Consider the following 14014-nt stretch of genomic DNA (forward strand, 5'->3'; position numbering starts at 1 on the left):
CCTGGTGGCTGCAATATTGGCGCGCCCATTATCGCCACTACTTTCGCCCTGACCTCAAATTTTCACTCCATCCGGGCTCAAGCCTTGCATCATCATCGATGCGAGGTATGTTCGCCCCCGATTTTCCACGGAAAGGACCCCGCATGGCCGCCTTCAAGACACTGGACGACATCGGCAACATCAGCGGCAAGCGCGTGCTGGTGCGTGTCGACCTCAACGTTCCCGTTGCTGATGGCAAGGTCACCGACGCCACCCGCATCGAACGCATCGCGCCGACCATCGCGGAACTGTCCGGCAAGGGCGCCAAGGTCATATTGCTCGCGCATTTCGGCCGGCCCAAGGATGGCCCTTCGCCCGAATTCTCGCTGGAGCCGATCGCAAAAGCGACAGCCGAGGTGCTCGGCCGCCCCGTCGGCTTTGCCTCCGATTGTATTGGCGATACGGCCGGCAGCGCCGTGGCCGCCATGGACAAGGGCGACGTGCTGCTGCTTGAAAACACCCGCTTCTACAAGGCCGAGGAGAAGAACGATCCGGCCTTCACGGAAAAACTCGCCGCCAATGGCGACATCTTCGTCAACGACGCCTTCTCGGCCGCGCACCGCGCGCATTCCTCGACCGAGGGGCTGGCGCATCTGTTGCCGGCCTTCGCCGGCCGCACCATGCAGGCCGAATTGGAAGCACTGGAGAAGGGCCTGGGAAATCCTGTTCGCCCCGTGGTCGCCATTGTCGGCGGCGCCAAGGTTTCGACCAAGATCGACCTCCTGATGAACATGGTCAAGAAAGTCGACGCGCTGGTCATCGGCGGCGGCATGGCCAACACCTTCCTCGCCGCACGCGGCACCGACGTCGGCAAGTCGCTGTGCGAGCACGACCTCGCAAACACCGCCAAGCAGATCATGATCGAAGCGGCCGAGGCCGGTTGCGCCATCATCCTGCCGGTCGACGGCGTCGTCGCCAGGGAATTCAAGGCGGGTGCGGCCAGTGAGACCGTTGCCATCTCGGATGTGCCGGCCGATGGCATGATCCTCGACGTCGGCGCCAAAACGGTGAAAGCCGTTGGCGAATGGATCGACCGTGCCGCGACGCTGGTCTGGAACGGCCCGCTCGGCGCCTTCGAGATCGAGCCCTTCGACCATGCGACGGTGGCGGCGGCAAAGCACGCAGCGACCCGCACCAAGGCGGGCCGGCTGGTCTCGGTCGCCGGTGGCGGCGATACGGTGGCGGCGCTCAACCATGCCGGCGTCGCCGACGACTTCACCTATGTCTCGACCGCCGGCGGCGCCTTTCTCGAGTGGATGGAAGGCAAGCCGCTGCCCGGCGTCGATGTGCTGAAGCGCTGAGCGTTGGGCGTCGCAGAATTGCGGCCAAGCCACCGACCCAATCAACTCAAGGAGAGCGAACCGGGCACTCCGAACTTTCAATCGATTCGAGCTTTCCGATGCCATTCCTTTGGCGGTAGACTTCCGTTAGGTGCGGAACAGGCCCTTTCAGGAGAGCACGATGAGCGAACGTCTCGAAGACATTGCCGCCGCGATGGTGGCCAACGGCAAGGGCCTGCTGGCCGCCGACGAAAGCTCGGGCACGATCAAGAAGCGGTTCGACGTCATCGGCGTGGAATCGACCGCCGACAGCCGCCGCGACTATCGCGAGATGATGTTCCGCGCCTCCGACGCGATGACCAAGTATATTTCCGGCGTCATCCTCTATGACGAGACGATCCGCCAGAAGGCCGCCGACGGTACGCCTCTGGTCGATATCATCAAGGCGGCGGGCGCTATCCCCGGCATCAAGGTCGATGCCGGCGCCAAACCTCTGGCCGGATTTCCCGGCGACACCATCACCGAGGGCCTCGACGGGCTGCGCGAGCGCCTTGCCGATTATTACAAGCTCGGCGCCCGCTTCGCCAAATGGCGCGCGGTGATCGACATCGACACCAGCAAGGGCGTGCCTTCGGCCATTTCGATTGGTTCGAATACTCATGCGCTCGCCCGCTATGCAGCGCTTTGCCAGGAGGCCGGCATCGTGCCGATCGTCGAGCCGGAAGTGCTGATGGATGGCGCCCACGACATCGACACCTGCTATGAAACCTCCAAGGCGACGCTGATAAAACTCTATGACGAACTTCATGCGGCGCGCGTCGTGCTCGAAGGCACGATCCTGAAGCCCAACATGGTGCTGGCCGGCAAGAAGTCGGGCAAGGTGAGCAGCCCGGAAGAAGTCGCGGAAAAGACCATAAAACTGTTCCGCGAGACGGTGCCGGCAGCCGTGCCGGGCATCGCCTTCCTGTCCGGCGGCCAGGAGGATGAGGAGGCGACCGCCAATCTCAACGCCATCAACGCGATCGGGCCGCACCCGTGGAAGCTGACCTTCTCCTATGGCCGTGCGCTGCAAGCCGCGCCGCAGAAGGCATGGGGCGGCAAGGCGTCGAACGTCGCCGCCGGCCAGGCCGCCTTTGCCCATCGCGCCCATATGAACCATCTGGCGGCACTGGGAAAATGGAAGGCCGACCTCGAACGGGCCGCCTGACACAGGTCTTCCATGCTCTTCCTGACCCGGGCCAACGTACCCGGGTTCTGTTTGCCGCGAGGTTGGGGCGGAGTCCCGGCATGCCTATGTCCTGCGTGGAAAATGTCGGCGGCCATGTCGGCTTTTTTCGATCTCGAACGTCCTTGGGACGGCAGACAGGGAGAGGTTCATGCATCGCAACAAGGTTGTTTCACGCGAAGACTGGTTCCAGGCACACAAGGCGCATCTGGCTCGCGAGAAGGAACTGACGCGACTTCGCGAGCGCGTCGCGGCTGAGCGGCGTGAACTGCCCTGGCTGAAGATCAGGAAGGATTATGTCTTCGAGACCGAGCAAGGACCGAAAAACCTGGCCGGCCTGTTTGCCGGCAACAGCCAGCTGATCGTCTACCATTTCATGTTCGGGCCGGGTTGTAGTCACTATTGCGAGGGCTGCTCGTTCCTCGCCGACCATATAGACGGGGCCAATCAGCACCTGAGACACCACGACGTATCGCTGGTCGTGATCTCACGCGCGCCGCTGGCGGAGCTTCTGCCCTACAAGCACCGCATGGGCTGGAAATTCGACTGGGTGTCGTCCTACGCCTCGGATTTCAACTTCGACATGCAGGTCTCATTCACCGACAGGCAGATCGCTGCCGGCGACACCACCTACAATTTCGAGACCCGTCCCCGCACCTCGAAGGAGCTCCCCGGCACCAGCGTGTTCTACAAGGATGAGAACGGCGACATCTTTCTCACCTTCCTATCGCGCGCCCGCGGCGGCGAGGCGCTGATCGGCACGTATGATTATCTCGACATGACGCCGAAGGGCCGCAACGAAACCGGTCCCTATCACGGCCTGATGGACTGGGTGCGGCTGCATGACGAATACAGCGACAGGTCCGGATCACAGGAGGGCTGTTGCGACCAGGGCAATTCGAGGGAGAGAATGAACGGTTTTCCCGGGAAAAGCGCATCGCGCCTTCCCTCGGGAATTGCGCCGAAATAAGCAGACAGGCGCGACAGCCAGCCGCCGGATACGATAAAAGGGTGCGCATGCAGCGCTTTCTCGCTTTCTTCACCTGGCTCGCCTTCCCTGTCTATGTCTGGCAGGGATTGGGCGTGCGCCGCCGCACCACGCGCATGCTGCCGGCGCAGGGACCGGTCATGCACGAGCTTGCCGGCATGGCGCCGGCGATCTCGCTTCTGGTGCTGGGCGACTCCTCCGCCGCCTCGGTCGGCATCGGCCATTCCGAAAACGGGCTTGCCGCGCAGCTGGCCATCTTGATTTCGCAGGGCACCGGCCGCGCCGTGCGCTGGCGCGCCGCCGGCTTCAATTCCGCGACGTCGGGCCAGATCCGCGATCATGTCCTGCCCAACCTGTCGGCCGATCCTTGGACCCACATCGTGCTTGCCGTAGGCACCAACGACACCAAGAATTTTCATTCCGTGCCGCGCTTCAAGAGGGAATTCGGCGGCCTGCTCTATGCACTGCGCGCCAAATGGCCGGAGGCACGGGTGCTATGGTCGCCGGTGCTGGAGTTTACCCGTGCGCCGGCCATGCCGCCGCTGCTCGGCAAGATTCTGGAGATCCGCGCCATCGAGATGAACCGGATGGGCGAACGCCTCTGCCTGGAACGCGGCGCGGTGCCGGCGCCGCGCCTGCCGATCACCAATCCCGAGGCCGGCTTTGCCTCGGACGGATTTCATGCCTCGGAGGCCGGCTACCGGGCCTGGGCCGAGCATCTCGTCGGCCCGGTGCTTGCCGGGTGAGCGGCCGGAGAGAAGGCCGCATTGCCCGCTGCAGCTACGCCCAGTGCCCGAGCACGGCGGTTATGGAAATAGCCGCCATGGCCAGCAGCGCGAGCTTCCAGAAGTCGCTGCGCCGTTTCAGGCCCGGCCATCCCAGAGGCTTGATCAGCTGGATGACCATGATGCCAATGATGACAAGGGCGAGGAGTTTCGACATGACGCCTTTGACCAGCAACGCAGCCGGCTGTCAAAGCGCTTCAATTCGTGTCTGGCAAGGCATCGGCGCCGCGATCCCGAACCGGAGCGCGGTGCCCGCCTTGATCGCGGAGCGATTTACTTCAGCGGCTTGAGGCCGGCCTCGATGGAAGCGCGCTTCGGTTCGAGGAACGGCGGCAGGGCCAATCTCTCGCCCAGCGCTTCCAGCGGCTCGTCGGCGGTAAATCCAGGCCCGTCCGTGGCAATCTCGAACAGGACGCCGTTCGGTTCGCGGAAGTAGAGCGAGCGGAAGTAATAGCGCTCGACCTCGCCGCTCGACGGCAGCCGGAATTCTGATAACCGCGCCGTCCATTGATGCAGCGTTTCCTGGTCCGGCGCCCTGAAGGCGACATGGTGGACCGCACCGGCGCCTTGCCGTGCAGGCGCCAGCCCAGGCTGAACGGCGACATGAAGCTCCGCCGCCGGCCCGCCCGTGCCCATTTCAAAGACATGCACCTGCCCTTCGCCGTCCGGCGAGGCATAGCCGCGGACCTTGCGCATGTTCATCACCTCGGTCAGCACCGTCTCGGTGTTGGTGATGTCGGGGACACTGATCACGATCGGCCCGAGCCCTCGGATCTGGTGTTCTGCCGGCACCGGGCTCCGCGCCCAAGGATGGCTGCCGCCCTTGCCGCCATCGCTGACCAGCCGCAGGCGCTGGCCTTCAGGGTCTTCGAAATCCAGCGATGGATAGCCCCCAATGTCGGCGATCTCTCCCGTCACGATGCTTTTGCCGGCAAGGTGCTGCTTCCACCAGGCAAGGCTTTCCCGGCTGCCGACCCTGAGGCTGGTCCGCGCGATGCTGTTCGTGCCGCGCCGCTCGCGTCCGACCGGCCAGTCGAAGAAGGTGAGATCGGTACCGGGCGTCGCTTCGCCGTCGGCATAGAAGAGGTGGTAGGCCGAGGTGTCGTCCTGGTTCACCGTCTTCTTAACCAGCCGCAGGCCGAGCACTCTCGTATAGAAATGCAGGTTCCCGGGCGCATCGGCAGTGATGGCGGTCAAATGATGAATTCCTGTCAGTTGCAGGCTCACGGTCGTCTCCCTTTTTCTGGAGAAGAATTTTCTCCTTCCATATCAGAACTGCGGCCATCCCGCGGAAGGTTTCGGATTCCGACAATCCGTCGCTGAAGGCTGAACGACTGCGCCGCGATCGGCACCTCGACGGTGAACAGTTGGTAGATGCCAAGCTGATGCGGGAACGGTGCAATGTAGGGAGAACCGGCGCTTTTCCCGGAGAAATGCACTGATCGCGATTGTCGTCGCCCGCCTGTCATCCTCCTGACAGACTGCTGTCAGGAGGGGTATGCGATAGTGTCTCCATTCAAAGAGAGGAGACTAGCCATGAACGGTTTGACCATTCTGCGCGGCATGCAGCACTATGTCGGCAAGATCCGGACGATGCGCAACGAGATCCGTACCCAGCGCTTCATGAACTCGCTTCCGTCGGATATCCGCAAGGATATAGGCTGGCCCGACATGTATACCGACCGTCGCGGCAATTGAGCCAAATTCTCGACGCGGTGTTGGACGCGAACCGGGCGGATGCCCAGATATAGGTCCGGCGTGCGGGAGGGAGCAGGCATATGCCAGAACAGAAGAAGATCGGATTTCTGTTTATCGAAGGCTTCGCCGACTGGGAATACGGGCTCCTGGCGGCGACGGCGGTCGAATGGTTCGGCGCTCGCGCCGTCTCGCTGACGCCCGATGGCAAGCCGGTCGCCGGCATAAGCGGGTTTCGGCTGACGTCCGACCGCTCTACCGGGATCGATGAGAATGCCGATCTCGATGCCGTCGCCGTCATCGGCTCCGACCAGTGGGCAGGCAAGGCGCCGCCTGATGTGGCCGAACTGCTCAACGCGGTGGCATCACGCGGCGGCGTGGTCGGCGGTATCTGCGCCGGGACGCTGGCGCTGGCTCGGGCCGGCCTCTTCGAGAAGGCTAGGCACACCAGCAATGGCCGCGACTGGATCAACGGCCACGAAGCCAACTATGCTGGCGAAAGCAATTATCAGGATGTGCCGCATGCCGTTGCCGACGGCAAAGTCGTTTCGGCGCCGGGCTCGGCGCCAGGCACATTCGCGTTGGCCTTTCTGAAGGCACTCTACCCCGAAAGAAGCGGCGATCTCGCTCAGATGCGGACACTCTTCGCCAGGGAATATGCTGAAGCCTCCTGACAGTATGCTGTCAGGAGACACGTGCAATGATGCGAAATCAAGATGCTGCGCGTCGGCGGTCGAGAGGACGATCGATGAAAAGTTGGAACGACAGGCTGGATACATCGGGCATCAACGGCATCAAGATCGCACCACGCGCAGTGGGGGACGTAATCGAGAGCCAGCCAATGCTGCCAACAGCGCGGCAAGTTGATGATTTAATCCGTTTCCTTCCCGAAGGCGTCGAGTTGGATGTGCGTGCGCTGCGCACGGCACTTGCGACAGACCACGGCGCCGAAGTGACATGCCCGGTCACAGCAGGCTATCATCTGCGCACCGTTGCCGAGGCTGCCAAAGAGGATCTCGAGCGCGGCACGACGTTGAGCGACGCGGCACCTTTCTGGCGCGTACTCGACGCCGGGACGCCGACAGTGAGGAAATTGTCCTTCGGCGCGGAATTCTTCGCCGCGCAGCGCAAGCGCGAAGGGCTGAAACCGTAATGCATGTCGCCCAGGAGTGGGAACCGGTTTGGGACCACGACATGCGTAGGAGCAACACCGAGGGACCACACGATGCGCCGCGCCGACAGGCTCTTTCAGATCGTACAGCATCTGCGTGGTGGCCGTCTGGTCACCGCCCAGAAGCTCGGCACGTGGCTCGAGGTTTCCGAGCGAACGATCTATCGCGACATTGCCGACCTGCAGTCGACCGGAGTGCCGATCGACGGCGAGGCCGGCGTTGGCTACATGATGAGGGAGGGTTTCGATCTTCCGCCGCTGATGTTCACGCGTGACGAGATCGTGGCGCTGGTTGCCGGCGCCCGCATGGTGCGTGCCTTCGGCGGTGCCGCCATGGCACGCGCTGCCGACGAGGCTCTGGTCAAGATCGGCGCTGTGCTGCCCGACGCCGAGAAGGACCGCATCGCTCGCACCGAAATTCACACCCCCATGTGGGTGGTCAGCGACGCCGCCCGCGAGGCGATCGACCTGATCGAACGCGCGGTCGAAAAACGCCAGGTGCTGACGATCGATTATTCCGACGAGGCCGGGCGCGGCACAGCGCGCGATATCCGGCCGCTGGGCTTGTGGTTCTGGGGCAAGGTATGGACGCTGGTCGCCTGGTGCGAAATGCGCGATGACTTCCGCGCCTTCCGCATCGATCGCATCGCCTCGGTGGTCATTGCCGGCCGCATCTTCAAGCCGGAGCGCGGCAAGCAGCTTGCGGATTTCTACCGGGCGGTGGAACGGAGCGAGGATTATGGCATGGCGCCGGACCGCGCGGCGCGAAGCTGAAACCTCCGGACTACATAGAAAAGCCCGCTCGAAGCGGGCTTTTTTGTTGAGTTCGCGAGAATTCTATTCCTCGTCGTCGTCGTTATCTTTGTCCTTCGACTTCAGAGCCGAGAGCTTGGCGAACACGGCGTTGGCGTCGAGTTCAGCGTCCTCGTCCTTCGGCTTTTCGGGAGCCGGAACCAGCCGTTCGGTCAACGCCGCCGGCAGCAGCGTGTCGCCGACCGGCTGCGCCTGCTCGCGACCGCGCGACGCACGGTTGACTTCCATGTCGAGGTCGATCTGCGAAGCAAGACCGAGCGTCACCGGGTCCATCGGCTGCAGATTGGCCGAGTTCCAGTGCTTGCGCTCGCGGATCTGCTCGATCGTCGACTTGGTGGTGCCGACGAGGCGCGAGATCTGCGCGTCCTTCAGCTCGGGATGGTTGCGCACCAGCCACAGGATGGCATTCGGCCGGTCCTGACGCTTCGACAGCGGCGTATAGCGCGGTCCCTTGCGCTTGGATTCCGGCACCCGCACCTTGGGGTCGGAAAGCTTCAGGCGCTGGTTCGGGTCCTTCTCGGCGCGCGCGATCTCGTCGCGTGTCAGCTGGCCGGTCATGATCGGGTCCATGCCCTTGATGCCTTGCGCCGCCTCGCCGTCGGCGATCGCCTTGACCTCAAGCGGATGCAGCCCGCAGAACTGCGCGATCTGCTCGAACGAAAGCGCGGTGTTGTCGACCAGCCAGACGGCGGTCGCCTTGGGCATCAGCAACGTATTGGCCATTGTAAAAATCCTTCTCGTTCGCCCGCGTTCCCGCGCGGGCGGTGGTTTAGAGCCACCAAAATGGGAAATTCGCGGTCTGTATAACCGCTCTCCGTTTGTTTCGCAACGTTTTTGGAAGCGCCGTTTTTCGAAGCGCCTGGGGCGTCCGGTCAATTGCAGGGCGCTAGCACATTAGAGGTGTCGCGCCGGCGATGCGGCCGAGCTCGGTCGAGGCGGCCGTCGGCCCGACCATGTCATCCCTGCCGCCAAAACGACAAAACCCGCCGGACTGGGTCCAGCGGGCTCGGAACCGGCGGCGGCAAAGCGCCTGGCTCGGCTCTTGCTTCTACGGCATGGTCCGCTTCTTGAAGCGGACCATGCCCGACATCAGATCGCCTGGCGGGCGATCCGTTCGATGTCGGCGCGGTTGATACCGAGATCGCTGAGCTGACGCGCATTGAGGCGGTTCAGTTCGCGCACGGTCTCGTTGTACATGCGCCAGTTACGGAAAGCGCGGATCGGGTTCATGGTGGTCCTCCAAATGAGTTGTTCGTTTCGGTGATGCTCAAATAGTCATTATCGGTCGGGACTTGAATGGCTGATTTTGCATAGCAATGATGCAAATGCTGCATTGCACAATTAAGCTTTTGTTCAGCTTGTAGGCAGGCGCCGAAGCCTTGGCCGGCCCGGTCCGCCTGCCGACCGGCCCAGGCTATCGCCCTATCAGCCGACGTCGAGCACGATCTTGCCGATATGCTCGCCCTCCTCCATTCGCTCATGCGCGCGCCAGGCCTCGCTGAGCGGGAAGATCATATCCATGACCGGAGCCACCTTGCGCGTCCCGAGCAAGGGCCACACCTGCGCTTCCAGCGCCGCCGCGATCGCCGCCTTGAACTCCACGGTGCGGGGCCTCAACGTCGACCCGGTGTGCGTCAACCGCTTGACCATGATCTTCGAAAAATCGGCGCTGGCAACGGCGCCCGCCTGCAAGGCGATCTGGACAATGCGGCCCTCAACGGCCGCGGCCTCGTAGTTTCGGGCCACATAGTCGCCGCCGACCATGTCGAGGATGACGTTCGCCCCTTTGCCTCCTGTTGCCTCCTTCACCGCGGCGACGAAATCCTCCTCGCGGTAATTGATCGCCCGGTCGGCGCCGAGCCTCAGGCAGGCATCGCACTTTTCTTTGCTGCCGGCGGTGGTGATGACATAGGCGCCGAAGGCCGCGGCAAGCTGGATAGCCGTGGTGCCGATGCCGGATGAGCCACCATGGACCAGCAGCGTCTCGCCTTTCTTCAGGCCGCCGCGCTCGAACATATTGTGCCAGACCGTGAAATAGTTTTCCGGCACGGCGGCGGCTTCCGTGTGGGTGAAGCCGGCCGGCAGCGGCAGAACGCTGCCGGCATGAACCTTGACATATTCGGCATAACCGCCGCCGGGCGTCAGCGCACAAACCCGGTCGCCGATGCGCCAGCGCGATATGTCGTCGCCAAGGGCCGCCACTTCGCCCGACGCCTCGAGGCCGGGCAGGTCCGAAGCGCCGGGCGGCGGCGGATAGACGCCCTTGCGCTGCTGCACGTCGGGTCGGTTGACGCCGGCGGCGTGGACCTTGATCAGTATCTCGCCGGGGCCGGGCTGCGGCACGTCGCGCATTTCCGGTTTCAGCACCCGGGGACCACCCGGCGCCGAGATCGCGATGGCCGTCATTCTTGCCGGAATTTTCTGTCCACTCGCCATAAGATTTACCGTCTTTTCTCGCCGTTATCGGATCGGCTGTTTGCATCGACGCCCCTGCCCTATGTATGCTGATTGCCAAAGCAGGCAAATGGCCAATCCGGTGTAGCGGAGGAGGAGCGACCCATGGCGATCTTCGACGACGAGCCCAAGAAGAAGGCGCGCCCGCACGAAATCGGGCAGGACTTGTCGCTGCTTTCAGTCGGCGAACTGTCCGAGCGGATCGATCTCCTGCGCGCCGAAATTGCCCGGCTGGAGACCGAGCTCAAGACCAAGGACAACACCAAATCGGCGGCCGAAGCGCTGTTCCGGCGCGGGTAGATAAACGGACGGAACGGTCCGCCGCGGAAAAGCCGGAATGCGGCTGTCTTCAGGCCCTGCATCCTCCCAAAATCCAGCCGGATCAAAAAATGCTCGCAGCCTACCGACCGATCCTTTCTCTGCTTCGCGGCACCGCCTTCCTGCTGGCTGCGTCGGGATTGCACGGACTGCTGTTGCCCCTGCGCGGCCAGGTGGAAGGCTTTTCGACCGCATCGCTCGGCCTGATGGGCACGGCCTGGGCCGGCGGCTTCGTCACCGGCTGCTTCTTCGCGCCGCGCATCGTGCGCCGCGCCGGGCATGTGCGCGCCTTCGGCGCCTTCGCCGCTTCCGGCGCCATCGTGGCTTTGCTCACCGGGCTGGTCATCGATGAATATATCTGGATCCTGCTGCGCGCCTTTACCGGCTTCACCATGGCCGGTGCCTTCATGGTCATCGAAAGCTGGCTGAACGAGAAAGCCACCAACGAAAACCGCGGCACGGTGTTCGGCCTCTATATGATGGTCACCTACGCCTCGATCATGGGCGGGCAGATGATCGTCGCCGGCGGCGATGTGAAATCGGCGTCGCTGTTCATGATCACCGGCATCCTGTTCTGCCTGTCGCTGATCCCGACCGCGGTTTCGACAGCCTCGCACCCCAAGCCACTGCAGGACGTCAAGCTCGACGTCAGGGGTCTCTACGCCAACTCGCCGGTCTCGGCCATCGCCTGCGTGCTGATCGGCATAGCCAACGGCGCCTGGGGCACGCTAGGCGCCGTCTACGGTGCCCGCATCGGCATCTCCACCGCCGAGATCGCGTTGATGATGAGCCTTGTGGTAGTTGCCGGCGCCGCCATGCAGCTTCCGGCCGGCCGCATGTCCGATAAGACCGACCGGCGTTTCGTGCTGGCTGGGGCGGCCTTCGGCGCTGCGCTGTTCGCGCTCATGATCTTCCTGTTCGAACCGCGCTCCGGCGTCTTCGTCATCGTCTTCACCGCCGCTTACGGCGCGTTCGCCTACACGCTCTATTCGATCGCCGTGGCGCATGCCAACGACCACGCCCGATCCGAGGATTTCGTCAAGGTTTCCGGCGGTCTGCTCTTGCTTTACGGTTTCGGCACCATGATCGGGCCCTTGCTGGCGGCGGCGCTGATGAGCTGGATGCGCCCGGAAGGCCTGTTCCTGGCGACGGCCTTCGCGCATCTCTGCTTGGCCGGCTACACGCTGCTGCGCATCAGCCGCCGCGCGCCGGTGCCGATCGAGGATCGCGATGCCTTCAAGACCCAACCAGCCGACCGCTCGGTGACGCCGGAAGCGTTGCGGCTTGATCCAAGAAGAAAAGTAGAAACCGACGGTTGAGATTCGAAAAGCTTTGCCTCACAAATAAGACATGATGTTTTCCGACGCCTTCATGGCGATTGCCGACCCGAACCGGCGTTATCTCTTGGAAGAACTTCGACGCGGCCCGAAAACCGTCAACGAACTGGCGTCCGGGCTGCCGGTCTCACGCCCGGCCGTTTCGCAGCATCTCAAAGTCCTGCTCGATGCAGGGCTGGTCCATGCCAAGGCCGAAGGGACAAGGCGCGTCTACAGGGTCAGCAATGCCGGTTTCCTGAAACTCAACATCTGGCTCGATCAGTTCTGGGAGGCCTGACTGTTCTGGCTTACCCGGCAGCATCGTGATCAGCCATTGTTGTACGGGAAGAGTTTGAAGTAGGGCTGTGCTTCCTCGATCACCCTGCTGAAGGCAGGGCGCTGCACCAGGCGGTCATGATAGCGCTTCATGGCCGGGTATCTGTCGCCGAACGGCTCGACCTTGTTGGCATAGAAGAGCGCGGGAGAAGCCGCGCAATCGGCCATGGTGAAGGTGTCGCCCATCGCCCAAATCTTCGTATGCATGTCCTGCTCGATGATGGCGTAGGAATTGCGCAGCTGGTCGCGGGCCTGCTCGACGCCGAATGGATCGGTCTTGTCCTCGGGGCGCAGCCGGTCGCCGACGATCTTCTGCATCGGCTCCTGCACATAGAAGTCATAAAAACGATCAGCCTGGCGAACGGCCAGTGCCAGGTCGATCTCGGCAGGAATGAGTTCAACCGGCCCCGGATAGTGCGCCGCCAGATATTCCACGACGATCGTCGATTCCAGCACCGTGCGGCCGCGTGCATCGTCGCGCAGAGCCGGCATCTTGCCGGTCGGCGATATCTTCAGGAAAGCCGCGCGCGATTGCTCATCGCCAAGATCGACGACGACCGGGGTGAACGGTATGCCGTTCTCATACAGCGCGATCAGCGGCTTCCAGCAGAAGGAGGCCAGCGGATGGAAATGAAATGTCAGGGACATGTTTTGCTCGTTTGTTTGTGGTTGGTCGTAGCCGTGCCGTCACGCAGGCCCTGCTCGTCAAAATGGGGTGCTACCTTGATTGGCCTCGATATGGGCGACCATTGCCGCTGACATCACCGGCCAGTCTTCGGGATGCAGTTCATGCCCGCCGCCTTCGATGCGAACAATTTTCGCGCCGGCGACCGCCTCGGCCATTGCCTCGCCATGCTCGACCGGAAAGATCGGATCCGTCGTGCCGTGGATGACCAGCAGCGGCGCCGTCATTTCGTGCAGACGGCCCTTCCACTCATCGCCGCCCCTGAGCATGAAATGATTGGTCGCGCTCAGAAAGCCGACCGACCGGTCATAATCCTGTTCGACGAAGGCTCTCATCCGGGCCTCGTCGAATGGGTGCACGGTGCTGGCGATCGCCCGCGCATCCCTGACGATGAAATCGATTACCTGCCGGCGGTCCGACCAATCGACTTTCGCCCCCTCGGCCGAATGCTCGACATAGGCATCATTCATCTGCGGCAAATGCGAGGTGTCCATTCCCACGGGCGAGCTGCTGATCACGGTCAGCGACGCGACGCGGGAGGGATGTTTGAGGGCCACGAGCTGCGCGATCATGCCGCCCATCGACATGCCGGCGATGTGGGCCTTGGCGACGCCATGGTTGTCCAGAACGTCGATCGCATCGTCCGCCATGTCATCGAATGTGTAAGGGGACTCTCCCGGCGGATATTTGGTCGAGCATCCGGTATCGCGATTGTCGTAGCGGATCACGAACAGGCCGGCAGCCGCCAGTTTCCGGCAAAATTCCTCCGGCCACCAAAGCATCGACGCCATCGCTCCCATGATCAGCAACAGGGCGGGATCTGCCGGATCGCCAAAGGTTTGAGATATGATCTCAGGACGTTCGATCACGGTCATCGCTTGGCCTCCTTATCTGCTTGCATTTTGCAAT

Annotated in this window: 18 protein-coding genes; 11 read left to right on the forward strand and 7 right to left on the reverse strand. The window is 62.9% G+C overall.

Going from position 1 to position 14014, the window contains the following annotated elements:
- Positions 1 to 143 precede the first annotated feature (143 nt).
- From NKJ26_RS26960 to NKJ26_RS26975, 4 genes are all read left to right on the forward strand, one after another.
- Entirely contained in the window at positions 144 to 1340 is a 1197-nt protein-coding gene (locus tag NKJ26_RS26960) for a phosphoglycerate kinase (RefSeq protein WP_352698308.1), read from the forward strand.
- A 160-nt stretch (positions 1341 to 1500) separates the two neighbouring features.
- Positions 1501 to 2526, forward strand: coding sequence for a class I fructose-bisphosphate aldolase (locus NKJ26_RS26965; RefSeq protein ID WP_352698310.1), 1026 nt, complete (start codon positions 1501 to 1503; stop codon positions 2524 to 2526).
- 169 nt (positions 2527 to 2695) lie between these two features.
- The gene (locus NKJ26_RS26970) at positions 2696 to 3514 is read left to right on the forward strand and encodes a DUF899 domain-containing protein (protein WP_352698312.1); all 819 of its coding nucleotides are present in this window, start codon (positions 2696 to 2698) and stop codon (positions 3512 to 3514) included.
- Positions 3515 to 3561: 47 nt separating this feature from the next.
- The gene (locus NKJ26_RS26975) at positions 3562 to 4278 is read left to right on the forward strand and encodes an SGNH/GDSL hydrolase family protein (protein WP_352698314.1); all 717 of its coding nucleotides are present in this window, start codon (positions 3562 to 3564) and stop codon (positions 4276 to 4278) included.
- A gap of 34 nt (positions 4279 to 4312) precedes the next feature.
- Here NKJ26_RS26975 and NKJ26_RS26980 read toward each other — a convergent pair whose 3' ends face one another.
- Both NKJ26_RS26980 and NKJ26_RS26985 read right to left on the reverse strand, forming a co-directional pair.
- The gene (locus NKJ26_RS26980) at positions 4313 to 4492 is read right to left on the reverse strand and encodes a hypothetical protein (RefSeq protein WP_032919006.1); all 180 of its coding nucleotides are present in this window, start codon (positions 4490 to 4492) and stop codon (positions 4313 to 4315) included.
- 98 nt (positions 4493 to 4590) lie between these two features.
- A complete protein-coding gene (locus tag NKJ26_RS26985) occupies positions 4591 to 5544 on the reverse strand; it encodes a ring-cleaving dioxygenase (RefSeq protein WP_352698316.1) in 954 nt (317 codons plus the stop codon).
- A gap of 309 nt (positions 5545 to 5853) precedes the next feature.
- Here NKJ26_RS26985 and NKJ26_RS26990 point away from each other — a divergent pair, with 309 nt between their 5' ends.
- The 4 genes from NKJ26_RS26990 (at position 5854) to NKJ26_RS27005 (ending at position 7957) form a co-directional block, all read left to right on the forward strand.
- Positions 5854 to 6015, forward strand: a complete 162-nt coding sequence (locus NKJ26_RS26990) for a hypothetical protein (protein WP_081689354.1) — start codon at positions 5854 to 5856, stop codon at positions 6013 to 6015.
- A gap of 80 nt (positions 6016 to 6095) precedes the next feature.
- The gene (locus NKJ26_RS26995; RefSeq protein WP_352698318.1) at positions 6096 to 6686 is read left to right on the forward strand and encodes a DJ-1/PfpI family protein; all 591 of its coding nucleotides are present in this window, start codon (positions 6096 to 6098) and stop codon (positions 6684 to 6686) included.
- A 74-nt stretch (positions 6687 to 6760) separates the two neighbouring features.
- Positions 6761 to 7165 (forward strand): hypothetical protein, encoded by a 405-nt coding sequence (locus NKJ26_RS27000; RefSeq protein ID WP_352698320.1) that lies wholly within the window; start codon positions 6761 to 6763, stop codon positions 7163 to 7165.
- A 72-nt stretch (positions 7166 to 7237) separates the two neighbouring features.
- On the forward strand, positions 7238 to 7957 hold the full coding sequence (locus tag NKJ26_RS27005) for a helix-turn-helix transcriptional regulator (protein ID WP_013529238.1): 720 nt from the start codon (positions 7238 to 7240) through the stop codon (positions 7955 to 7957).
- Between the two features lie 63 nt (positions 7958 to 8020).
- On the opposite strand, the gene NKJ26_RS27010 is transcribed toward NKJ26_RS27005, so the two are convergent.
- The 3 genes from NKJ26_RS27010 to NKJ26_RS27020 all read right to left on the reverse strand — a co-directional run bounded on the left by NKJ26_RS27010 (position 8021) and on the right by NKJ26_RS27020 (position 10432).
- Positions 8021 to 8719 carry a DUF1013 domain-containing protein gene (locus NKJ26_RS27010; protein ID WP_352600230.1) on the reverse strand — a complete coding sequence of 233 codons (699 nt, stop codon included), beginning with the start codon at positions 8717 to 8719 and terminating at the stop codon, positions 8021 to 8023.
- A gap of 366 nt (positions 8720 to 9085) precedes the next feature.
- Complete coding sequence (locus NKJ26_RS27015) at positions 9086 to 9226, reverse strand: DUF1127 domain-containing protein (protein WP_064987068.1); 141 nt, start codon at positions 9224 to 9226, stop codon at positions 9086 to 9088.
- Between the two features lie 195 nt (positions 9227 to 9421).
- Positions 9422 to 10432: an NAD(P)H-quinone oxidoreductase gene (locus NKJ26_RS27020; RefSeq protein ID WP_352698323.1), complete on the reverse strand. Its 1011-nt coding sequence runs from the start codon at positions 10430 to 10432 to the stop codon at positions 9422 to 9424.
- 123 nt (positions 10433 to 10555) lie between these two features.
- Here NKJ26_RS27020 and NKJ26_RS27025 point away from each other — a divergent pair, with 123 nt between their 5' ends.
- The 3 genes from NKJ26_RS27025 (at position 10556) to NKJ26_RS27035 (ending at position 12382) form a co-directional block, all read left to right on the forward strand.
- Positions 10556 to 10750, forward strand: coding sequence for a DUF1192 domain-containing protein (locus NKJ26_RS27025; RefSeq protein ID WP_352600234.1), 195 nt, complete (start codon positions 10556 to 10558; stop codon positions 10748 to 10750).
- Between the two features lie 89 nt (positions 10751 to 10839).
- Positions 10840 to 12087 (forward strand): MFS transporter, encoded by a 1248-nt coding sequence (locus NKJ26_RS27030; RefSeq protein ID WP_352698325.1) that lies wholly within the window; start codon positions 10840 to 10842, stop codon positions 12085 to 12087.
- Positions 12088 to 12118: 31 nt separating this feature from the next.
- The gene (locus NKJ26_RS27035; protein ID WP_027023496.1) at positions 12119 to 12382 is read left to right on the forward strand and encodes an ArsR/SmtB family transcription factor; all 264 of its coding nucleotides are present in this window, start codon (positions 12119 to 12121) and stop codon (positions 12380 to 12382) included.
- A gap of 29 nt (positions 12383 to 12411) precedes the next feature.
- Here the strand turns inward: NKJ26_RS27035 and NKJ26_RS27040 are convergent, their stop codons facing one another.
- Complete coding sequence (locus tag NKJ26_RS27040) at positions 12412 to 13068, reverse strand: glutathione S-transferase family protein (protein WP_352698328.1); 657 nt, start codon at positions 13066 to 13068, stop codon at positions 12412 to 12414.
- A 57-nt stretch (positions 13069 to 13125) separates the two neighbouring features.
- Positions 13126 to 13980: an alpha/beta fold hydrolase gene (locus NKJ26_RS27045; RefSeq protein ID WP_352698329.1), complete on the reverse strand. Its 855-nt coding sequence runs from the start codon at positions 13978 to 13980 to the stop codon at positions 13126 to 13128.
- Positions 13981 to 14014 lie beyond the last annotated feature (34 nt).

The sequence above is a fragment of the Mesorhizobium sp. M0152 genome (genome assembly GCF_040322415.1).
Taxonomy (GTDB): Bacteria; Pseudomonadota; Alphaproteobacteria; order Rhizobiales; family Rhizobiaceae; genus Mesorhizobium.